Annotated in this window: 19 protein-coding genes and 1 tRNA gene; 13 read left to right on the forward strand and 7 right to left on the reverse strand. The window is 65.1% G+C overall.

Features of this window, described 5'->3' with window-relative positions:
* Positions 1–5 precede the first annotated feature (5 nt).
* On the forward strand, positions 6–1,550 hold the full coding sequence (murJ, locus tag AACH32_RS13980; RefSeq protein WP_338600679.1) for a murein biosynthesis integral membrane protein MurJ: 1,545 nt from the start codon (positions 6–8) through the stop codon (positions 1,548–1,550).
* 458 nt (positions 1,551–2,008) lie between these two features.
* Here murJ and AACH32_RS13985 read toward each other — a convergent pair whose 3' ends face one another.
* Entirely contained in the window at positions 2,009–2,314 is a 306-nt protein-coding gene (locus AACH32_RS13985; protein ID WP_338600681.1) for a hypothetical protein, read from the reverse strand.
* Positions 2,315–2,632: 318 nt separating this feature from the next.
* On the opposite strand from AACH32_RS13985, the gene rdgC reads away from it, so the two are divergent.
* Together rdgC and AACH32_RS13995 are read left to right on the forward strand one after the other, a co-directional pair.
* Entirely contained in the window at positions 2,633–3,256 is a 624-nt protein-coding gene (gene rdgC / locus AACH32_RS13990; protein WP_338600683.1) for a recombination-associated protein RdgC, read from the forward strand.
* Between the two features lie 2 nt (positions 3,257–3,258).
* Entirely contained in the window at positions 3,259–3,789 is a 531-nt protein-coding gene (locus AACH32_RS13995; protein WP_338600686.1) for a hypothetical protein, read from the forward strand.
* On the opposite strand, the gene AACH32_RS14000 is transcribed toward AACH32_RS13995, so the two are convergent.
* Together AACH32_RS14000 and AACH32_RS14005 are read right to left on the reverse strand one after the other, a co-directional pair.
* The gene (locus tag AACH32_RS14000) at positions 3,786–4,220 is read right to left on the reverse strand and encodes a hypothetical protein (RefSeq protein WP_338600688.1); all 435 of its coding nucleotides are present in this window, start codon (positions 4,218–4,220) and stop codon (positions 3,786–3,788) included. The genes AACH32_RS13995 and AACH32_RS14000 overlap by 4 nt on opposite strands.
* Positions 4,221–4,280: 60 nt before the next feature.
* On the reverse strand, positions 4,281–4,640 hold the full coding sequence (locus AACH32_RS14005; protein ID WP_338600691.1) for a hypothetical protein: 360 nt from the start codon (positions 4,638–4,640) through the stop codon (positions 4,281–4,283).
* A 276-nt stretch (positions 4,641–4,916) separates the two neighbouring features.
* Here AACH32_RS14005 and AACH32_RS14010 point away from each other — a divergent pair, with 276 nt between their 5' ends.
* Both AACH32_RS14010 and AACH32_RS14015 read left to right on the forward strand, forming a co-directional pair.
* Positions 4,917–7,211 carry a hypothetical protein gene (locus AACH32_RS14010; protein ID WP_338600693.1) on the forward strand — a complete coding sequence of 765 codons (2,295 nt, stop codon included), beginning with the start codon at positions 4,917–4,919 and terminating at the stop codon, positions 7,209–7,211.
* 77 nt (positions 7,212–7,288) lie between these two features.
* Positions 7,289–8,260 carry a hypothetical protein gene (locus AACH32_RS14015; RefSeq protein WP_338600696.1) on the forward strand — a complete coding sequence of 324 codons (972 nt, stop codon included), beginning with the start codon at positions 7,289–7,291 and terminating at the stop codon, positions 8,258–8,260.
* Positions 8,261–8,312: 52 nt separating this feature from the next.
* Here AACH32_RS14015 and AACH32_RS14020 read toward each other — a convergent pair whose 3' ends face one another.
* Both AACH32_RS14020 and AACH32_RS14025 read right to left on the reverse strand, forming a co-directional pair.
* The gene (locus AACH32_RS14020) at positions 8,313–9,620 is read right to left on the reverse strand and encodes a GGDEF domain-containing protein (protein WP_338600699.1); all 1,308 of its coding nucleotides are present in this window, start codon (positions 9,618–9,620) and stop codon (positions 8,313–8,315) included.
* A 277-nt stretch (positions 9,621–9,897) separates the two neighbouring features.
* Positions 9,898–11,415: an arylsulfatase gene (locus AACH32_RS14025; protein ID WP_350341583.1), complete on the reverse strand. Its 1,518-nt coding sequence runs from the start codon at positions 11,413–11,415 to the stop codon at positions 9,898–9,900.
* A 452-nt stretch (positions 11,416–11,867) separates the two neighbouring features.
* On the opposite strand from AACH32_RS14025, the gene AACH32_RS14030 reads away from it, so the two are divergent.
* Positions 11,868–13,493 carry a DUF1254 domain-containing protein gene (locus tag AACH32_RS14030; RefSeq protein WP_338600704.1) on the forward strand — a complete coding sequence of 542 codons (1,626 nt, stop codon included), beginning with the start codon at positions 11,868–11,870 and terminating at the stop codon, positions 13,491–13,493.
* Positions 13,494–13,543: 50 nt separating this feature from the next.
* On the opposite strand, the gene AACH32_RS14035 is transcribed toward AACH32_RS14030, so the two are convergent.
* A tRNA-Ala gene (locus tag AACH32_RS14035) sits at positions 13,544–13,619 on the reverse strand.
* Positions 13,620–13,874: 255 nt separating this feature from the next.
* On the opposite strand from AACH32_RS14035, the gene hisB reads away from it, so the two are divergent.
* From hisB to AACH32_RS14055, 4 genes are all read left to right on the forward strand, one after another.
* Positions 13,875–14,462: an imidazoleglycerol-phosphate dehydratase HisB gene (gene hisB, locus AACH32_RS14040; protein WP_338600707.1), complete on the forward strand. Its 588-nt coding sequence runs from the start codon at positions 13,875–13,877 to the stop codon at positions 14,460–14,462.
* Positions 14,459–15,163, forward strand: a complete 705-nt coding sequence (locus AACH32_RS14045) for a hypothetical protein (protein WP_338600710.1) — start codon at positions 14,459–14,461, stop codon at positions 15,161–15,163. Before hisB ends, AACH32_RS14045 begins: the two co-directional genes overlap by 4 nt.
* Before the next feature lie 5 nt (positions 15,164–15,168).
* Positions 15,169–15,897 (forward strand): 1-(5-phosphoribosyl)-5-[(5-phosphoribosylamino)methylideneamino]imidazole-4-carboxamide isomerase, encoded by a 729-nt coding sequence (hisA, locus tag AACH32_RS14050; RefSeq protein ID WP_338600712.1) that lies wholly within the window; start codon positions 15,169–15,171, stop codon positions 15,895–15,897.
* Positions 15,898–15,995: 98 nt separating this feature from the next.
* Positions 15,996–16,802 carry a TVP38/TMEM64 family protein gene (locus tag AACH32_RS14055; protein ID WP_338600715.1) on the forward strand — a complete coding sequence of 269 codons (807 nt, stop codon included), beginning with the start codon at positions 15,996–15,998 and terminating at the stop codon, positions 16,800–16,802.
* On the opposite strand, the gene AACH32_RS14060 is transcribed toward AACH32_RS14055, so the two are convergent.
* The gene (locus tag AACH32_RS14060) at positions 16,777–17,022 is read right to left on the reverse strand and encodes a hypothetical protein (protein WP_338600718.1); all 246 of its coding nucleotides are present in this window, start codon (positions 17,020–17,022) and stop codon (positions 16,777–16,779) included. The genes AACH32_RS14055 and AACH32_RS14060 overlap by 26 nt on opposite strands.
* A gap of 103 nt (positions 17,023–17,125) precedes the next feature.
* Between AACH32_RS14060 and AACH32_RS14065 the strand changes: the two genes are divergently transcribed.
* Genes AACH32_RS14065 through AACH32_RS14075 form a run of 3 tightly spaced genes read left to right on the forward strand, consistent with a single transcriptional unit; the run spans position 17,126 to position 19,615 of the window.
* A complete protein-coding gene (locus tag AACH32_RS14065; RefSeq protein WP_338600720.1) occupies positions 17,126–17,866 on the forward strand; it encodes a class I SAM-dependent methyltransferase in 741 nt (246 codons plus the stop codon).
* A gap of 7 nt (positions 17,867–17,873) precedes the next feature.
* Positions 17,874–18,530 (forward strand): FmdE family protein, encoded by a 657-nt coding sequence (locus tag AACH32_RS14070; protein WP_338600723.1) that lies wholly within the window; start codon positions 17,874–17,876, stop codon positions 18,528–18,530.
* The gene (locus AACH32_RS14075) at positions 18,530–19,615 is read left to right on the forward strand and encodes a molybdopterin-binding protein (protein ID WP_338600726.1); all 1,086 of its coding nucleotides are present in this window, start codon (positions 18,530–18,532) and stop codon (positions 19,613–19,615) included. The genes AACH32_RS14070 and AACH32_RS14075 overlap by 1 nt, the downstream gene beginning before the upstream one ends.
* Position 19,616: the final 1 nt, after the last annotated feature.

The following is a 19,616-nucleotide window of genomic DNA, read 5'->3' on the forward strand; positions in this document are numbered from 1 at the left end:
ATAAAATGACCCGAGCCGCGGGGGTGGTGGGCCTGGCCACTTTGGCCAGCCGGGTGGGCGGTTTTCTGCGCGACGTGGCCATCGCCTACCTGTTTGGGGCCGGTCCGGCGGCGGACGCCTTTTTCGTGGCCTTCCGCATACCCAACCTTTTGCGCCGCCTTTTCGCCGAAGGCACCCTTACCATAGCCTTCATACCGGTGTTTACCGAACTGCTCAAGAAAAAGGGACGCGAGGAGGCCTTTCTCCTGGCCCGCTCCACCCTTTCCCTGCTGGCCCTGGCCCTCTTGGCGGTCACCATCGCCGGAGAGATATTCGCGCCCCAGGTGGTGCGGCTCATCGCGCCGGGCTTCACCCCCGGCGAGGGCACCTTCGCCCTGGCGGTGGAAATGACCCGCTGGTGTTTGCCCTACATATTCTTCATCAGCCTGGTGGCCCTGGCCGGGGGCGTCCTGAACTCTTTGGGGCATTTTTTCGCTCCCGCCGCCGCCCCGGCCTTGTTGAATCTTACCATCATAGCCGCCGCCCTGGTTCTGAGCCCCCGGGTGGACCCGCCGGTGCTCAGCCTGGCCCTGGGGGTGCTCGTCGGCGGGGTGGCCCAGCTTTTGATGCAGCTACCCTACCTCAAGGCCCTGAAGGTGCCCTTCAAGCCCGCCTGGGATTTGAAGAACCCGGCCCTCAGGCGCATGTTGCGCCTGATGATCCCGGCCATCTTCGGGGCGGCGGTGTACCAGGTGGCGGTGCTCATCGACACCATCCTGGCCTCTTTTTTGCCCAGCGGCACGGTGAGCTACCTCTACTACGCCGACCGGCTGATCCAGTTCCCCCTGGGGGTGTTCGCCATCGCGGTGAGCACCGCCATCCTGCCCAGCCTGTCGCGCCAGGCCGCCGACGGTGACAAAAAGGCCCTCCTGGGCACCATGGGCTACGGCCTGCGCCTGATCCTGTTCATCACCCTGCCGGCCATGGTGGGGCTGTTGGTCCTGGCCCGGCCCCTGGTGGTGCTGTTGTTCATGCGCGGCGAATTTACTCTGGCCATAGCCGGGGAGACCGCCGGGGCGGTGATGGGCCTGGCCGCCGGGCTTTGGGCCATCGCCGCGGTGCGGGCGGTGGTGCAGTCGTTCTACGCCCTCAAGGACATCAAGACCCCGGTGATGGTGGCCGCCCTGTGCCTGGTCATCAAGCTGGGCTTCTCCCTGGCCCTCATGGGCCCGCTGCAGCAGACCGGCCTGGCCCTGGCCACCTCGGCCTCGGGCGTGGTCAACCTGCTGTTGCTTTTGTGGCTGCTCAGAAAACGGGTGGGGCTGTTGGGCGGGCGGCGGCTGCTCAAGTCCGGCCTGGGCACCTGCGCGGCGGCCGCGGTCATGGGCGCCCTGGTGGCCCTGGTGGCCTATGGCCCGGACTGGGGCGACCAGCAGGCCGCCCTGTGGCGCTGGGCCCGGCCCCTGGCCGCCCTGGGGGTGGGCACCGCCTCCTACTTCGTGGCGGCCAAGCTCATGCGCCTGGCGGAACTGGGCGAGCTGTGGGAGGTGTTTCACCGCCGGCGGGCCTAGCCCGATAGTCCTCCGGCTGCGCCAGGAAGCGTCATGCTGCGTTGGCGGCATCGCTTGGGCCTCGGCGTATATATCAATACGCCTGCGGTCCGCGCTCGCCGCCGCCTAGCCTGACACTCCCTGGCTGTGCCGGTAATGGTTGCGAATAGAACTAAAAATACTTTGGCACCGCACGACGCCATATGAACAAGAAAATTTCGGCGCAAAATCCTCATAACCGGCTGGGCCATAAATAACAAGGGCCGGGACGCTCGACGCTAACGAGATTCCCGGCCCATTAACTTTTTTTTCCTGACAATGCCAAAAAGGGTGGCCACCACCATGGGCCTGCGATGCTTGGGAGCAGACTCGCCGGTGGTCGTCTTTACCCCTTCCAAACCTCTACTAATAACACCCCGAACCGATCTAGAGGCCCGAGCCCAGCCGACAACGCCGCCATGCGAGGTCTGGCGAAGCCGCTAGTGGGTCTGGCCGGTCAGGGGCTCCAACAGGCGGCCCTTTTCATCGACCAGGTACACGCTGAAACCCTCGTCCTGGGCCTGGCCCAAGAGCTGGGCCTTGTGAATGGCCTCCACGCTGCGGCTGTACACCCCTTCGGTGTCGGGAAGGCGGCCCACCAACATCAGGGCCTGATCCTTTTCCGCGGTCACCGGGATAAAGCTCTCGCCGTCATCGTCGGCCATCCCCAGGAAGTTCTCGTCGTTTCTGGTGCGCTCTATGATCACCCACACGTATTGGCTGGCGTCAACTTCATTGCCGGACATGCTTGTCTCCCGGTTCCAGATTTAGCTGCGTTCCTATCAAAATTAGGACCTCCCACCCGCCGCGTCAAGCCTCCCCTTGCCTTTCGGGCCCAGGCGCACCATATTTAGGCCATGTGCACCTGCCGCGAATACAAAGAGCCCTATCGCCCACCCAGCCGAGGCGGGGCGGCCCGGCGCCGCCGCATCCTGCTGGCGGCCAAGGGCCCGGACAAGTCCCCCGTAGCGGCGGAGACCCCCGGCGAAGCCGCTTCCCTTGCGCCTGTCCGCCGCCCGCGCTAGAGTAGGCCCTCCAACCTCATAAGGAGAGGGCCAACTCATATGGGACTGCTCAAGGGACGCGCCACCATCACCCGCTACACGGTAAGCGGCGAGCCGCCGGACGGGTTCTGGGACTTCATCGACCGCCGGGTCAAGGCCAACTCTTTCAAGGACATCGAGTCCAGCACCGAGGAGATCTCGGTGGGCTGGTGCGCGATCAACGATTATTTCGACACTGAATTCGCCTACATGTCCTACGCCATGGAGCCCTACGTGCTGCTGGGGCTCCGGGTGGACCAGCGCCGGGTGCCCGCCACCCTGCTCAAGAAATATCACCGCCTGGAGATGGACAAGGCCAAGAGCTATATGGACGAGGGCCGCAACCTGGGCCGGGTGCGCCGCGAGGAGCTCAAGGACAAGGCCCGCTTGGAGCTCTTGGCCCGCATCCCCCCGGAGACCAAGCTCTACGAGATGGTGTGGGACACCGCCCGCAATGAACTTTGGCTGGGCGCGGCCACCCGCAAGGTGATGGACCTGTTCGAGGAGCACTTCGTGGCCAGCTTCGGCCTGGAGCTGACCCCCCGTTTGCCGTTTTTGGTGGCCCGCGACCTGGTGGCAAATAGCCCCCTGGCCCCGGCCCTGGAAGAGGCCCGGCCCTGGGGCCCCCTGGCCTGGGAGCAGTAGGCATGAACCTGAGCGAGATGCTGGAGCAGAAGATTTTCCTGGGCCAGGAGTTCCTCACCTGGCTGTGGTTTTTGCTGGAAACCGAGGGCGGGGCCGAGGTCAAGGACCTGGGCTGGGTGGAGCTTACCCTGGGAGAGCGCCTGGTGCTGGGCCCGGCCATGGGGGCCGAGGGCTCCCGGGTCACGGTGAGCGGGGCCGAGGGCTCCCTGGCCGAGGCCCGCGAGGCCCTGCGCCAGGGCAAACTGGTGGAAGCGTTGCGCCTGGGCCTGGAGATTCACGGCGAAGAGTACGCCCTGAACCTGGAGGCGGCCGAGCTGACGGTGAAGAGCCTCAAGCTGCCCACCACCGCCGCGCCCAGCGAGGAGCCCGAGGGCCTGGAGGGGCTGGTGCTGGAGCGGGTGGCCCTGCTGGAAAACACCCTCAAGGCCGCCGAGGGGCTGCTGGCCCTATTTTTGAGCCAACGCCTAGACCCCATCGAGGGCCCCGAGTTGCGCCGATCCCTGGGGCAATGGGCGGCGCAGGAAGAAGCCTAGGCAGCGGCCTTGGCCGCGGTCATGGCCTCGGCGGCCCGCTCCAGGCAATAGGCCACCATGTCGGGGTCGTCGCCTTCCAGGTCGAAACAGTGGCCGTTTTCGCCGTATAGCCCGCCGGGGATGAAATTGCCCAACTCCTCGGCGTCGTCGATGTCGTCGCCGTAGAAGCACAGGGAGAGCATCAGCTCATCTTCGCCCAGGGGCACCACGTCGGCCATGGCGAACAGGGGTTTCTCACGCCCCTGGGGCCGGGGCTCCAGATCCCAGCGCAGGCTGTAGCTCACCCCGGGCCGGGGCAGAAAACTCTCGCTCACCCCGCCCAGGGCCAACACCCCCTCGCGATAGGCCAGAAGACTCTTTTTGAGGCCCGCCTCCGCGGCCGGCCATTCATTCAGGAATTGTTCCAGGGTCAGATCGGATTCCGCGCTCACGTTGCTGCCTCCCGCGAAGTTAATACCCTGACTTCATCAGGTATTAACACATGCGGGCGGTTATGGCAAATCCCGCGCCCGGCCCAGGCCCAGATGTTTCAGGTGGGGGCTGTGGGCCACGATTTCCCGCAGGGCCTTTTCGATGCGGTGCAACTTGATCACCCCCCGCCAGACGAGGTAACAGCCCAGACCCAGCAGGCCAAAGCACAACAGAAGCAGGGGCACCAAGTACCAGTAGTTGTCCCAAAAGTGATACATGCGCGAAGTGACCACCAACACCGACAGGATGCTCATGGGCACGGCCAGCAGGGCCAGGCCGGTGCGCACCGCGGCCAACTGGGTCCGCTTGTCGGCCAGGAGAAACTGCGCCTCGTTGATCAGCAGGCTTTCCGGCTCCTGCTTGCCGCCCTTGTTCGCCATCCGCCCTCCCGCGTGAGCCGTATGACCAAAGGTAACAAAACCAGCGCTCCCTGACCAGACGGAGGTAAGGGCTTGCTTGCGCCCGCGACAAGGCTCAAGATATATTTATCATTAATAAACATGAGTTAGCGCCACTATCCGGTCCGCAGGTCATATTATCCAGTGCGTGGGTGGGGGTATTGCGCCACGCCCATCGCCAGCCCATAATGTAGACGCCGCGTCCACCGGGCAACCGGCGTGCGCCTGTCTTGGCGATAATTGTTTGCCGGGGGGGGCATGGAGCAAGAGCCGGGCAAAGAAACTTATCCGCAGGAGTCAGGCGGCGAACCGACCCACCGCGCCCCAACCCCGCGTGGCCCCGGCGGGGTCGCCTGGCCGCGTTCTCTGGCCGAAGTCGGGCTGCTTTTCCTGGCCGCCTGCCTGCTTATCAGCCTGGTCACCTGGCCCTGGGCAGCCCACCTGGGCGACGCGGTTTCCACTCACTGGGACGTGGGCCTGCACGCCTGGAAGCTCAACTGGAACGCCCAGCGCATCCTGGACGGGCACTGGCTGCTGCCTTCCTATCACGCCAACTTCTATTATCCCCAGGCCTACACCCTGGCCCTGGACGACCTGTTCTGGGTGCCCTCTTACTTCGCGGCCCTGGTCCTGGCCCTGAGCCACAACGCCATCCTTGCCTACAACCTGACCTTCCTGTTCTTCTGGGCCCTGTCCAGCGCCTTCATGTATTTCTTCCTGCGCGAGCTGGATTTGGGCCGCGCCGCGGCGGTGCTGGGGGCTTTGGCCTTTTGCCTGTTGCCCTACATGGCCTCCTATTACATCGAGTTCAACGGCGAGCTTTGCTTCGGCATTCCCATAGTGCTATGGCTGCTGGTGCGCTTTTTCAAGCGGCCGGGCCTGGGTATCGCCGTGGCTCTGGCCGTGGCCTTTTGGGCCCAGGCGGTGAGCGCCCTGTACTACACCACCATCCTGGCCCTCACCGTGCCCCTGGTGGCCCTGCCTCTGCTGCGCGAACGGGCCGAGTTGGTGCGGCGGGTGGGTTTCTGGGTATACGCGGTGGTGTGCATGCTTCTGGTGGCGGGCCTGAGCTGGGCCTATCTGTACCCCTACATGTCCCTGCACCACCACATGGAGCTCAAGCGCAGCGTGGGCGAAATGGCCATGCACTCGGCCGACGCCCTCACCTACCTGCTCCCCTGCTCGGGCTACGTGCCCCACACCGCCTCGCCTTGGCCCGGACGGGGCATACCCGCCGCCCTCACCGAGGCCATCCTGTGGCCCGGGGTGGTGGTGGTGGCCCTGGCCATCGTCTATTGGTATCGCTTCCGCTGGCTGCCCACCCGGGGGGACCGGGTAGCGGGTGAATTCGACCCTTACCTGGATCCCCTGCGCTGGGGGCGGGCGATTTTTCTGGCCGTGTTCTGGGGCTGGGTCGCCCTGGCCTCCTATACCTCGGCCCGGGCCTTTGGCGGCGATTTGGCCACTATCGTGCTCAATGTCACCGTGCTGGGGGTCTTGGGCACCAGCCTGGCCCTCTCCCTTCTGCCCCGCCGCCTGGGCCTGCGCGGCCGGGTGGTGGCCGGGCTGACCACCGCGGCCCTGCTGTGCTTTTTCATCAGCCTAGGGCCTAACATCCGGGCGGACGGCCACCATCTGCTGGCCCAGGATTGGATTGTGTACTTCTTCTCGGACGCGGGCATCCTGGGGGCCACGCGGGTGCTCAGCCGCTACGCCATCATGGTGCTGTTCGCCTTGGTGGTGGTGGCGGCCATCGCCTTTGACGGCCTGGAGCTGCGGCGCCCCTTGAAGCTGACCCTGTTGGCCATGGCCCTGGCGCTCATCACCCTGGAGGCGGACATCGCCATCACCAGTCCCTACCGCCCCCTGGCCAACTACCCGGACCCCGCCCTGGAGCGCTTCCTGCGCACCCAGGAGCCCTGCGTGGTGATGGTGTTGCCCCTGGGCGACCGCATCCTGGACAGCGGCTACATGCTCAGGGTGGCCGGGGCCCGGCCCCAACGCTATCTGCTCAACGGCTGGACCGGCTTCCAGCACGCCCACGCCGTCAACCTGGGCCGCCTGTTCTCCTCGGGCAAATGGGACCAGGGGATGCACGGTCTGGGCCTGCTGTGGCCCCGTCCCCTCATAGTGGTGGACCGCGCGGCGCTGAACTTTTACGTGACCAAGCGGGCCTACCGCGTCTCGGAGCAGATGGTCCGCGAACGCACCAAACCGTTGTTCGTGGACCAGGCCTACGCCGTGTTCGAGCCCCGGTTCCCCCTCCGCCCCACCCTGCACTACGAGCGCTGGGTGCGTAGCGACTTGTTGGAAAACGCTAGGTACATCCACTTTTGGGCCCGGGCCGCCCAAGACGGAGCCCCGGCCCCGGCCTGGCTCTATGTCAACGACCGGGTGGACGCCCGCCTCAGCCTGGGGCCCGCCTGGCGCGAGTACAACATCAAGGTGGTCAGTCCCGACCTGTCCATCCCCTACAACGCCCTGTCCCTGGAGGCCCCGCCCAACAGCCGTCAGGCCCTGGAAGTGAAGGATTTTCAGCTCATCTTCAAGTAGGCTTAACCCATGACTACGGTCGCAAAACAGCGGAGAGCGCCCTGAAGCCGCCGCGCAAAATCTGGCCCTGGGCCCTGATGCTGCTCATCCCGGCGCTGGGCCTGTTGGGCTGGGCCCACGCCATGTCCTCGCGCCTGGTGTTCGAGGAGGTGCCCAGCGGCATTCCCGCCACGGCCCGGGAGGCCCTGCGCGCCGCCACCGGGAGCCTCAAGGCCAAGATCGCCTGGTCCTCCAACCGCAGCGGCAGCCACGAGCTGTACCTGCTCACCCTGCCCGAGCTGAAGCTGGAGCGCCTCACCCGCAACGACCGGGTGGACTTCTATTGCCGTTTTTCCCCGGACGGCCGGGAGCTGGTGTTCGCCCGCAGCCAAAAGCCCTGGGTCAGCGAGCGCGATTGGAAGCAGTGGGACGTCTATCGCCTGGATCTGGCCACCGGGCGGGAGCGCCTGGTGGCCCAGAACGCTGACTACCCCCTGTGGGTGGGGGCAGACGCGGTGAGCTTCCTCAGGGGCAACCAGGTGGTGCTGCACACCCTGGGCAGCGGCCGGGAAAAGGTGCTGTTCGACAGCACCGGCCCGCCCCTGGAGGGCACCATCGGCACCCCGGCCCTGTCGCCGGTCAACCGCTCCTTGCTGGCCGTGGCCGCCCGGGGCAAGCGCAACGGCGTGTTCGTGGTGGACCTGGCCCGGGGCAACCGCCTTATCCCCATCGGCCAGGGCTGCGAGCTGGGCTGGTTCCCGGACGGCCGCAACCTGCACTGGGTGGAGGCCCACGGCAACGGCGGTACTCGAGTGATGCGCTCGGCCCTGAGCCCGGTGCGGCCCCAGGTGTGGGTGGACAAGCCCGGCCCCTACAGCCACGAGTACTTCGTGCGCCTGAGCCCGGACGGCCGCTGGATGGTCTGGTGCGCGGCGGCCAAGGGCCACGAGCACGACCGGGCCGATTACGAGGTTTTCCTCTGGGACACCACCCGCCCCACCAGCCAGGTTCTGCGCCTTAGCTTCGACGGGGGCAACGACCGCTGGCCGGACATCTATTTGGAAAAGTAGCCGGCAAGCCGTGGCCGGCGCGGATCCATGCCCGCCCGGCGCTCGGGGGCGGCTAGGCGGCCCGCACCAGGTTGCGGCCGGCCTCCTTGGCCTGATACAGGGCCTGATCGGCTTGATGCACCAGATCGTTGGGGCTGTCCACGCTTAGCTCCGAAGTGGAGGCCACCCCGGCGCTGAGCGTGACCCGTATCCTCTGCTCCCCGTCCGTGACAGCGCTTTCGGAAAGCAGGCGGCGCAGCCGCTCGGCCACCTCCACGCAGTCGCCCCGCGAGGCCGCCGGCAAAATGGCCAGAAACTCCTCGCCGCCGTAGCGCACCAGTACGTCGCCCTCGCGCATCACGCTGCGGGCCAGCTTGACCAGATGCACCAGCACCCGGTCGCCCACCAAGTGGCCGTAGGTGTCGTTGACGCTCTTGAAATGATCCAGGTCCACCAACACCACCCCCAGGGGAGAATCGTCGCGAACCGCCCGGCTGAACTCCTCGCGCAGGCGGGCCATGCCGAAGCGGCGGTTGTATATCCCGGTAAGGGGGTCCAGAGCGGCCAGGCGCTGCAAGCGATCGTGGGCCAGGACATTGTTCAGACCCAGGGCAAGGGCCTGGCGCAGCAACCCCAGTCTGTGCAGGGCGTCTTCGCCAAACGCTTCTCCCGTGGCCAGTACGATCACCCCGATGGGCACGGATTTGTACATCACCGGGTCAACCAGCACCTCGCTGGGCCGGAATTCGGCCAACACCCCGTTGAGCTCGATTCCCGCGGGAAGACGCACCAACTGGCGCTGGCCACTGCGCAAGGCGGCTCCCACGCAGTCGTTGTTTTCCAACTCGGCAATGTTTTTCAGGCCATGGGAGGCCCTGGTGGTCAACTGGCCCTCGCTTTCCACCAGCAAGGCTCCGGCGGTGGCCTTGGTGTGGGCCATGAGCTGTTGTAGGGCCTCGGTGGTCAGTATCTCCAGATCCAACCGGCTGGCCAGCAGGCGGCTGAAATCGCGCAAGGCGCTCTCGCTCTGATGAGCCGTGGCCAAGGCGGTCACCAAATTGTTGAAGGCTCGGGCGCTGTCACCGATCTCATCACGGGAATCGATTTCAATGTAGCAATCCTCGGGCGCGCATCCCTCCATGCCGCCGCCGGCGGCCATATGTCGCAGGTTGCCCTCCACCACCCGTATGCGCTCGGCCAGCAGCCTGAGCCGCCCACCCACCACATTCTTGGCCAGGAGGATATTCAAGGCGCCAACCATGAAACCGGCGCCCATGCAGGCGGCAAAAAACCAGGGGGTAAGGACCAAATTAGAGGGCACGCCCATGAAGCGCACGAAAAAGGGGAAGACCACGCCCATGACCAGCCCCAGTCCTGTCATCCAAATCGCCAGATCCTGAAAGACCCTTTGCGTAATACGAAGCATTGAGTCAACTCCCCGAAGTGTTTCGCCGGCGCCGGCGGCCATTTGTAGGCCGGCCTATGATTACACGGTATAACCATTTGACAATACGATAGGTGCGTTAAATTGTTCAAGGCTGGAGCAATCAAATTTCATCATCAACCGCAGAGCTTTGCATTGACACGCCCGCCCAAAAAAGGGCCGCGCCCGGCGCAACACCGGGCGCGGCCCTTACGAGGCTATGCCCAAGGGCCGCTTACTGGGCGGCCACCGGGGTTTTCAGGGTCTCCATCACCTGGTCGATGGTGAAACTGGCCGCCTTTTGGCGCGGCGGAAACTCCTTGAAGGAGGACAAGAACTTGGCCACGTACTCCTGGGCGGGGAGCATCAGGAAGGCATGGTCCAGGTACCAGTCCCAATAGGTGTTGGAGGTAACGTCGGCCTTTTCGTAGGGATCGGCCCGCAGGTTGAACAGCTTGGGGACGCGCAGGTAAGTAAAGGGCTCGGCCCAAATCTGCAAATGGCCCCGGGCGCGTTGCTCGGCGAAAACCAGTTTCCAGTTGTCGTAGCGCAGGCCGGTAAGGTCGCCGTCGTCGGAGAAGTAAAAGAACTCCTCGCGGGGGCCCTTGCCGGTCTTGCCGGTGAGGACAGGTACGAAGTTGTAGCCGTCCAAGTGGACTTTGTAGGTCCGCTTGCCCGCCTTGTAACCCTTAAGCAGCTTTTCCTTGACGTCGGGCACCCCGGCGGCGGCCAGCAGGGTGGGCAGCCAGTCCAGGTGGCTCATGATCTGGTTGCTCACGCTGCCCGCCTTGATCTTGCCCGGCCAGCGCACCATGGCCGGCACCCGGTAGGCGCCCTCCCAGTTGGAGTTCTTTTCGCTGCGGAAGGGGGTCATGGCCGCATCGGGCCAGGTGTTCATGTGGGGGCCGTTGTCGGTGCTGTACATGACGATAGTGTTGTCGGCGATGCCCAGCTTGTCGATCTGGTCCAAAACCGTGCCCACGTTCTTGTCGTGATCGATCATCACGTCGTGATAAATGCCCTGCCAGCGTCCGGCCTGGCCCACGCTGCCCGGCTTGGGGTGGGTGCGGAAGTGCATGTGGGTGAAGTTGACCCACAGGAACACCGGCTTGCCAGCCTTGACCTTCTCCTCCAGGAACTTGCAGGCCCGGGCGGCGATGTCATCGTCAATGGTCTCCATGCGCTTCTTGGTCAGGGGGCCGGTGTCCTCGATCTTCTGGGTGCCGTCGGGGTTGGCGTAGCTGTGGATCACCCCGCGGGGGCCGAACTTTTTGCGGAACTCGGGGCTCTTGGGATAGTCGGGCAGCTCCGGCTCCTCCTCGGCGTTGAGGTGGTAGAGGTTGCCGTAGAACTCGTCAAAGCCATGGACCGTGGGCAAGAACTCGTCCTTGTCGCCCAAGTGGTTCTTGCCGAACTGCCCGGTGGCGTAACCCAGGGACTTGAGCAGGGTGGCGATGGTGGGGTCCTCCGCCTTGAGCCCCGCATCCGCTCCGGGCATGCCCACCTTGCTCAGCCCGGTGCGATACACGCTCTGGCCGGTGATAAAGGCCGAGCGCCCGGCGGTGCAGCTCTGCTCGCCGTAATAGTCGGTGAAGATCACCCCTTCGCGGGCCACCCGGTCGATGTTGGGGGTGCGGTATCCCATGAGGCCCATGGAATAGGCGCTCACGTTGGTTTGGCCGATATCGTCCCCCCAGATGATCACGATATTGGGTTTGCCGGCGGAGGCGGCCCAGGCGGCGCCCATGGCCATGGCGACCAACAGGCAGGCCCCCAAAACACTGGCACCCATGCGTAGCGCCTTGGTAAGCATTGCGGCTCTTTTCATCGTCCTTGTACAGACCAGGTATTGCCCGGCCTTTCCGGCTAAAACCGGAAAGGGTTTTCATCAAGGTCTCGTTGTTGGGTAATGAATTCTTGAGCTGCGCTCTAATCTATACTTTACAATTATAATGTAATTGGTAGGCGTTTAAGCGGAAAAATTAGCCCCCTGGACGAATGGCGGAGCCAACCTTATCTGCCTTCCCCGGCCCGAGCTTGGGCCACAGCGCCTGATCGCCGCCTCGGTGGGTGGGTGGGCCCGCTTGTTTAGCCTTGTCTACAACGCCTATAATTAATACTTAAAAGCTGAATGCCCAAAGGAATCATCACCGAGTCGCGAGCGGCGGGGTGGCGTATGCAATCATCAACGGCGAGAGAAGGCCAATGAAAAAGAACATAAAGACCCTGGCGACGTCGATCCTTTTCCTGGTGCTGGCCATGCCCGGTTCGGTGGCGGCCAAGACGGCCGCCGCGATCCCCCCCGGCTTGGTCACCCCCGATCAAATGCCATCGAGCATCGGCACTTTGGAGTTCAAGGACGGGGTGCCCAGCCTGGCCACCGCCGAAAAGGTGCGCGACGCGCTGGCCTTCAACAACGCCCTGGCCGTGTACAACAACAGTTTCCGGGGCGCCTCGGCCCTGGCCATCGCCAAAGGCATGGAGAGCATTGGGGCCCAGGACAACACGGTGGTCATATATTCCAAGCTGATGGACAGCAAGTCGCTGTTCCTCACGGCCAACTGCGACACCATCTACTACTTGTCGGTCATCAACATGTCCCAGGGGCCCATGGTGATCGAGCAGCCCTCCATGGGCCTGGGCACCATCAACGACATGTGGTTCAGTTGGATCATCGACATCGGCTCCCCCGGACCGGATCGCGGGCAAGGCGGCAAGTACCTGCTGGTGCCGCCCGGCTATGACGGCCCGCTGCCCGACAGCGGTTTCCACGTCGCCCACTCCAAGACCGTGCGCGCGCTGTACGCGGCGCGCTGCTTTTTGGTGAACAACGACCCGGCGCCGGCCGTGGCCAACGTCAAAAAGCACCTCAAGATTTATCCCTATCAGCCCGGCGGCGTGGGAACCAGCATCGCCACCGCGCTGGAGGGCAAGGTTCGCTTGAGCGGCAACCCGCCGGTTCCCGCGACCAAGTTCCTCGACGCCAGCGGCAAGGCCTTCAACACCATTCCGCCCAGCGACTACCGTTTCTTCGAGATGATCAACGAGAATTATCAGAACGAGCCGGCCACCAGCTATGACGTGGAGCTCGCGGGGCAACTGGCCGCCATCGGCATCGTCCACGGCAAGCCCTTCCAGCCCGACGCGCGCATGAGAAAGATCCTCAGCGACGCGGCGGCGGTGGGCAACGCGGCGGGGCGCACGCTCAACTGGCGCTACGCCGTTATGCACCCGGAGTGGACCTATTACCAGAACTCCATGTGGATGAACATGCTCTTCGAGGGCGGCGCCTTCTTTGAAACCCCGCCGCCCCTGTTTACCAAGGAGGGCATGTTCAAGCCGTTCCCGCCCACCGGAGCCCGCACCCTGGATTCGCGCACCGCCTTTTATTTCGCCTACACCATGGACTCGCCCGGCATGGTCATGCGCATCCCCAAGGTGGGCTCCCAATATCTCATGGGCTTCACCGACTCCACGGGCCAGCCATTCGACGGGGCCAAGACCTACCGCCTGGTGCTGCCCAAGGGCATCCCGGCCGTCAACTTCTGGTCGCTGACCCTCTACGACAACCAGACGCGCTCCATGCTCGACACACCGCAGCGCTACCCCCGCGCCGGCAGCCAGACCTACCCCACTCCGGCGGCGGAGGCCGGCGCCGATGGCTCGACCACCATCTACATCTCTCCCCAGCAACCCCAGGGCGTGGCCCGAGGCAACTGGGTGCAGTCGATGCCCGGCAAGGGTTGGTTCATCGTCCTGCGCCTGTACGGCCCCGAGGAAACCTTCTTCACCAAGGGCTGGCGGGCGGGAGAGATCGAGTTGGTGAAGTGACCGGCTAGGGCGGTCCGCTTGGAGATAATATCGGTTGGGTAAAAAAGAAGTGGTGGAGCTGAAGGGACTCGAACCCTCGACTTCCACGTTGCGAACGTGGCGCTCTCCCAACTGAGCTACAGCCCCACATCAAAAACCGCGCCCCCGGCGGGGGGCCTCTGGCGTGGTGGGAATATACCGGCGGTCAGGGGCAAAGTCAACCTCTGGCCTGCCCCGTCCCACCACTGCTAACAATATACCACCCCTGACACTATTGACCATGGCCATGGGGCCTAATCCCTCGACAGTCAGGCCGGGCCGTGCTAGCATCACAGACGATGGGGCCCGCTGGGGTCTGGGGTGGGGTATGTCCGCCGCATAGCTTCCAAGGATAGTGTAGCCATGAGCCGAAGCGCCAAAATAGAGCGAAAAACCAAGGAGACCAGCATCAGCCTTTCGCTGGAGTTGGACGGCACCGGGAAAAGCGAAATTTCCACCGGAGTGGGCTTTTTCGACCACATGCTCACCCATGTGGCCTTTCATGGCTTTTTCGACCTAAAGCTCGAGGCCAAGGGCGATTTGGAAGTGGACCCTCACCACACGGTGGAGGACGTGGGCATTTGCCTGGGCAAGGCCTTTAGCCAGGCCCTGGGCGAACGCAAGGGACTGGTGCGCTATGGCTCGGCCTTCGTGCCCATGGACGAGTCCCTGTCCCAGGTGGTGGTGGATCTGTCCAACCGCCCCCTGTACAAGGGCGTGTACCAGCGCTGCCCCGGCCAAGTAGGCGAGTTCAACGGCCAGTTGGCCGAAGAGTTTTGGCGGGCCCTGGCCTTGGCCGGCGGCCTGACCCTGCACGTGCGTCTGATTTACGGCGACAATGATCACCACATGCTGGAGGCTGCCTTCAAGGCCCTGGGCCGGGCCTTGGATCAAGCCACCGCGCCGGAAGCCCGCGAACGCGGCGTTTCCTCTACCAAGGGGGTTTTATGAAAGGCCGTAGGGTTGCCTTTATAGCCGCGGCGGTGCTGGTCTGCGCCCTGGCCGCCGGCCTGGGTTGCTCCAGCAAGAGCAGTAGCCAGTCCATGAGGCAGGAGATTTCCTGGGTGCCCAAAAAGCTGGCGGTGATGCCTTTCATCCGGGTGGACTCTCCCGTCATGCCCGGCAACACGGTTTGCTGCCCCCTGACCGGGGCGACCTTCAACAGCGGCCAGATCATCCCCGGGGCCGAGCGGGTGTTGGACCAGGCCCTGAACACCGATTTGCGTCAGATCTGCAGCGTGCCCATGGTGCCCTATGCCCAGACCGGCCTGGTCTTCGGCCAGATCGCCGGGCGCCAATTCAAGGACAGCCTGCGCCAGGACGTGGCCGCCACCGCCAAGAAGTTGGGAGCCGACGCGGTGATGGTGGGCTTCATCTTCCGCTTCCGCCAGCGCGTGGGCACCTCTTACGCGGTGGACAAGCCCGCCTCGGTGGCCTTCGATCTCACGGTGATGCGCGTCAGCGACGCCTCGGTGATCTGGAAGAACAGCTTTGATGAAACCCAACAATCCCTGTCGGCCGACCTGTTGAACCTTGACCAGTACATGAAGCACGGCCTGCGCTGGTTCACCGCCGAGGAGCTGGGCAAAATGGGCGTGACCAAGGTGCTCAAGCAGTTCCCCTGGCGCAAGGGCGACCCCTTCACCGAGTAGATACTTTGGAAGCTATACCTGCCGTAGATTTGAAAGGCGGCCGCTGTGTGCGCTTGCGCCAGGGCCGCATGGACGATGAAACCGTATTCAGCGACGACCCGGTGGCCATGGCCTTGCGCTGGCAGGGCCTGGGGGCCCTGCGCCTGCACGTGGTGGATCTGGACGGCGCGGTGGAAGGCCGCCCGGCCAACGCCGAGGTGATCAAGCGCATCTGCGCCGCCCTGGACATCCCGGTGCAGCTGGGCGGCGGAGTGCGCGACCTGGACGGCCTGGAGCGCACCCTGGCCCTGGGGGTGGACCGGGTCATCCTGGGCACCCTGGCCGCGCGTGAGCCCCAAACCGCCCTGGAAGCGGCCCGGCGTTTTCCCCAACGGGTGGTCATCGGCATCGACGCCCGCGACGGCATGGTGGCGGTGCAGGGCTGGACCGAACAGAGCAAGCTGCACTTTTTGGACGCGGCCCGGGGCTTTGACGTGCCCGAGGTGGCGGCCATCGTGTTCACCGACATCGCCCGCGACGGCATGCACAGCGGCCCCAACCTGGAGAGCACCCGCCAGCTTTGCCAGGCGGTGAACGCCCCGATTATCGCGGCGGGCGGGGTGCACGACCTGGACGACGTGCGCCGCCTCATGGCGATGGCCCCCCTGGGCCTGGCCGGCTTCATCACCGGCCGCGCCATTTACGAAGGCACCTTGGATCTGGCCGAAGCCCTGGCCCTGACGGCCCAGGGCTGAACCAGCCGGCCCGGCCCGCCGGCGGAGAATCCAGGCGCAGCAAACCAGGACCCCAGCCGCCCACTCACGGTCGAGGCCCTCAGCCGCAGGATGAGTCCGTGAAGTCATCACCACCCACCATCGCCCCGGCGCCTTCGGCCAAACCCCGCAAGAAGCCCACGGGCCCCATCGTGGTGGGGGTGGTCGGCCTGGCGGTGGTGGTGGCGCTGCTCATCGTCTACTGGCAACCCCTGTGGCACTTCACCCAGGAGCTGTGGGAGATTTTGCAGGACCGCGAGGCCTTCAGGGCCCGCATCGAGTCCTACGGCGTGTGGGCTCCCCTGGCCTTCGTGGTCTTCCAGATCTTCCAGGTGCTGGTTTCGCCCATCCCCGGCGAACTGGTGGGCGCGGCCGGGGGCTACGTGTTCGGCTGGTTCCCCTCCCTGGTCTACTCCACCATCGGCCTTTCCATCGGCTCCTGGATCAACTTCTTCGCCGCCCGCCTGCTGGGCCAGGCCCTGGTGGAGCGCTTCGTCCCCGCCAAATACCTGGCCAAGATATCCTTTCTCATGGAACGCCAGGGGGTGATCGCCAGCTTCATTTTCTTCATCATCCCCGGCTTCCCCAAGGACTACTTCTGCTTCGCCCTGGGGCTCTCGCCCATGAGCTGGCGCATCTTCCTGGTGGTCAGCTCCGTGGGCCGCATCCCCGGCACCCTGATGCTCAGCCTGCAGGGAGCGGCCATCTACCACGAAAACTACTGGAGCTTCGTGATCCTGGGCCTGCTAAGCCTGGCCTTCATCGCGCCGGTGTACTTCTGGCGCGAGCGCATCTATCGTCTGCTTTACCGTTTGGATAAAAACCGGGGCCCCCTGAACGGGGATGACAACGACGAGGGCTCTAGCGATGGGCCGCCAAGGGCATGACCAGGATCTGACCCGGACCCTCGGGGTTTTGGGCCCGCGGACCACGGGACCACAGGGAACAGGGGCGGCAGGAAAAAGACGGCCAGCGGCGGCGCACCACCACCTCCAGACACACGCCATACAGCCCGCAATCCACGTTGCGGTGCTCGGGCACCTGTTCGAAGGCGAGAGGCTTATCCAGGTAAGCCGGCCCGTGGGGCCTGTGGTTGCGATGACGCATGGACGCTGCCGAGTTATGGATTACGATTTCTGCAAATCTAGCACAAGCGCCTACCTCCCGCCAACCCTTGCCACCTATGCTATAGAAGTATACCTTTAGTGGTATGGACACCGTTTTCGAAGCAGCCGAGGCCCAAGCCTATGAACGCTGGCTGGAGACTCCTACCGGCAAGACCTACGTGCGCGACAGCTGCGCCTTGCTGGATCGCACCTTGGACCTGCACCCCGGTTGGCGGGTGCTGGACGTGGGCTGCGGCCTGGGAGTGCACCTGGCCCATCTCATGTCCCGGGGCGCCCTGGCCTATGGCCTGGAGGCCGGGCCGGTGGCCGCGCGGTTGGCCGCGGGCCGCCTGGGCCCCAAGGCCGACATCGAAGTGGGCGACGCCCACGAATTGCCCTACGAGGACAACAGCTTCGACGCGGTGATCCTGGTGGACACCCTGCAATTCACCGAGCGCCGGGCCCAGGTGGTGGCCGAGGCGGCCAGGGTGGCCACCAGCCGGGTGTGCCTGGTGGCCATGAACCTGCTGGCCCCGCGCACCTGGATGGCCCATTTGCCGGGCGCCGGACATCCCTTTGCCTCAGGCAGGCTGCTGCCTCCCTGGTCCTTGTTTCGCCTGGTGCGCGAGGTCTTGGGGCCGGTTCCCAGGTCTTGGGCCGGAACGCCTCCCTGGCGGGGCTCCAACCTGCGCCACTGGCCCCTGGGCAGCCACTGGGCCATGTGCGCGGCAGTCACCCCTCGTTATCGCACCCGCCCCCTCAGGGTCACCGGCGCCGCGGGAGCCTCCGCTCCCAGGACGGTGGCCAGCCACGGCCGAATCAGCGTGTTGCATCGCATAAAATAGGAAAGCCATGGACGTGGAACTCACCAAGAACTTACCCCCGGAGGCCATGCCGCCGGTCCCTCCCCTGGAGCAGGTGGAAAAACTGGTGTCGGCCTCGGCCCGCATCCACGGCCATCTGTGCCCCGGCCAGGTCATCGGCGTACGCATGTCCATCCTGGGCCTGGGCCTCTTGGGTTATCCCTCCCCCCTGCCCTACCCGGAGATCAAGAACCTGGTGGGGGTGGTGGAAAGCGAGCGCTGCCTGGCCGACGCGGTGGCGGTGGCCAGCGGGTTGCGCTTTGGGCGCGGTTCCCTTAAATTAATCAACCTGGGTCTGCTGGCGGTCAGCTTCGGCGAAATCTCCAGCGGGCGGGCGGTGCGCCTGATCAGCCGGGAAAAGGCCCGCAAGCTGGCCTTGGACTATGTTCCCCAGGCGAATAACCCGCACGCGGCCCAAACAGAGGCCTACAAGATAATGCCCAACGACGAGTTGTTCGACGCGTCCTGGGTGGAGCTCAAGATACCGGCCCACGAGATGCCCGGAGCCAGGCCGCCCAAGATGGCCTGCGAGCAATGCGGGGTGATGGTGCGCAGCGGCCAGGCGGTCCACCAAGACGGACGCACGCTATGTCCCGTGTGCGCGGGAAGGGCCTATTTCAACCCAGGTGCGAAGTTGGAGTTGTGATGGAGTTTGATTGCGGCGATCAGTGCGCCGCCGGCCCGGTGGGGCGGCTGGTAAACCTGGAAGACGCCGTGGGCCTGGTCTTGGCCCATGACCTCACCGAGGTTATACCCGGCCAGAGCAAGGGCCCGGCCTTCAAGAAGGGGCACATGGTCACTCCCACCGACCTGGAGCGTCTGGCCCGCATGGGCAAACGCCACCTGTACGTGCTGGAAATCGCCCCCCACGAGATGCACGAAAACGAGGCGGCCGAGCAACTGGCCGCCGCGCTTTGCGGCCCCGGGGTGGAGCCCTTGGGCCCGCCCTCGGAAGGCAAGATCACCCTGGTGGCCGCCCATGACGGCCTTTTCGAGGTGGACCCGGAGCAGTTGACCCGCTTCAACCTGGGCGGCCAGGTGATGTGCGCCACCATCCACCGCCACTCTCCGGTGAAAAAGGGACATCGACTGGGGGCCACCCGGGCGGTGCCCCTGGTGGTGGAGCGCCAGGCGGTGGCCGAATCCGCGGAGCTGGCCTCGACCCAGGGCGGCCTGCTCAGGGTGCTGCCCATGGCCCCGCTCCAGGCCGGGGTGGTGGTCACCGGCAACGAGGTGGCCAGCGGGCTCATCGAGGACCGCTTCGCCCCCATCGTCACCAATAAGCTCGACAACCTGGGCGCCGGGGTCATGGGGGTGGAGTTCGCCCCCGACGACCGCGCGGCGGTGGCCTTGGCCATCAAGAGCCTGGTGCGCCGGGGCGCCGAGATCATCATCACCACCGCGGGCATGAGCGTGGACCCCGACGACGTCACCCGCCTGGCCATCGCCGACGCCGGCGGGCGCGATCTGCTTTACGGCACTCCGGTGCTGCCCGGGGCCATGTTCCTCTACGGCATGCTGGACGGCCCCCAGGGTGAGCTGCCCATCCTGGGCGTGCCCGCCTGCGCCCTGTTCCACCCCACCACCATCCTGGACCTGATCCTGCCCCGGGTGTTGGCCGGCGAGCGCTTCACCCGCCAGAGCATCGCCGCCCTGGCCCACGGAGGCTATTGCCAGGACTGCGCCGATGGTTGCCGCTTCCCGGTGTGCGGCTTTGGCCGGGGTAGCTAAG

Origin of the sequence: Desulfoferula mesophila, assembly GCF_037076455.1 — a bacterium.
GTDB classification, from domain to species: Bacteria; Desulfobacterota; Desulfarculia; order Desulfarculales; family Desulfarculaceae; genus Desulfoferula; species Desulfoferula mesophila.

Bases quoted from the DNA above. Each gene is read 5' to 3' on its own strand.
- AACH32_RS13985 (WP_338600681.1), bottom strand. From the start codon at position 2,314: ATGTCCGGCAATGAAGTTGACGCCAGCCAATACGTGTGGGTGATCATA.
- AACH32_RS14065 (WP_338600720.1), top strand. From the start codon at position 17,126: ATGGACACCGTTTTCGAAGCAGCCGAGGCCCAAGCCTATGAACGCTGG.
- AACH32_RS14020 (WP_338600699.1), bottom strand. From the start codon at position 9,620: ATGACAGGACTGGGGCTGGTCATGGGCGTGGTCTTCCCCTTTTTCGTG.
- AACH32_RS14070 (WP_338600723.1), top strand. From the start codon at position 17,874: ATGGACGTGGAACTCACCAAGAACTTACCCCCGGAGGCCATGCCGCCG.
- AACH32_RS14060 (WP_338600718.1), bottom strand. From the start codon at position 17,022: ATGCGTCATCGCAACCACAGGCCCCACGGGCCGGCTTACCTGGATAAG.
- murJ (WP_338600679.1), top strand. From the start codon at position 6: ATGACCCGAGCCGCGGGGGTGGTGGGCCTGGCCACTTTGGCCAGCCGG.
- rdgC (WP_338600683.1), top strand. From the start codon at position 2,633: ATGGGACTGCTCAAGGGACGCGCCACCATCACCCGCTACACGGTAAGC.
- AACH32_RS13995 (WP_338600686.1), top strand. From the start codon at position 3,259: ATGAACCTGAGCGAGATGCTGGAGCAGAAGATTTTCCTGGGCCAGGAG.
- AACH32_RS14015 (WP_338600696.1), top strand. From the start codon at position 7,289: ATGCTGCTCATCCCGGCGCTGGGCCTGTTGGGCTGGGCCCACGCCATG.
- AACH32_RS14025 (WP_350341583.1), bottom strand. From the start codon at position 11,415: ATGGCCATGGGCGCCGCCTGGGCCGCCTCCGCCGGCAAACCCAATATC.
- AACH32_RS14075 (WP_338600726.1), top strand. From the start codon at position 18,530: ATGGAGTTTGATTGCGGCGATCAGTGCGCCGCCGGCCCGGTGGGGCGG.
- AACH32_RS14030 (WP_338600704.1), top strand. From the start codon at position 11,868: ATGAAAAAGAACATAAAGACCCTGGCGACGTCGATCCTTTTCCTGGTG.
- AACH32_RS14010 (WP_338600693.1), top strand. From the start codon at position 4,917: ATGGAGCAAGAGCCGGGCAAAGAAACTTATCCGCAGGAGTCAGGCGGC.
- hisB (WP_338600707.1), top strand. From the start codon at position 13,875: ATGAGCCGAAGCGCCAAAATAGAGCGAAAAACCAAGGAGACCAGCATC.
- AACH32_RS14045 (WP_338600710.1), top strand. From the start codon at position 14,459: ATGAAAGGCCGTAGGGTTGCCTTTATAGCCGCGGCGGTGCTGGTCTGC.
- AACH32_RS14005 (WP_338600691.1), bottom strand. From the start codon at position 4,640: ATGGCGAACAAGGGCGGCAAGCAGGAGCCGGAAAGCCTGCTGATCAAC.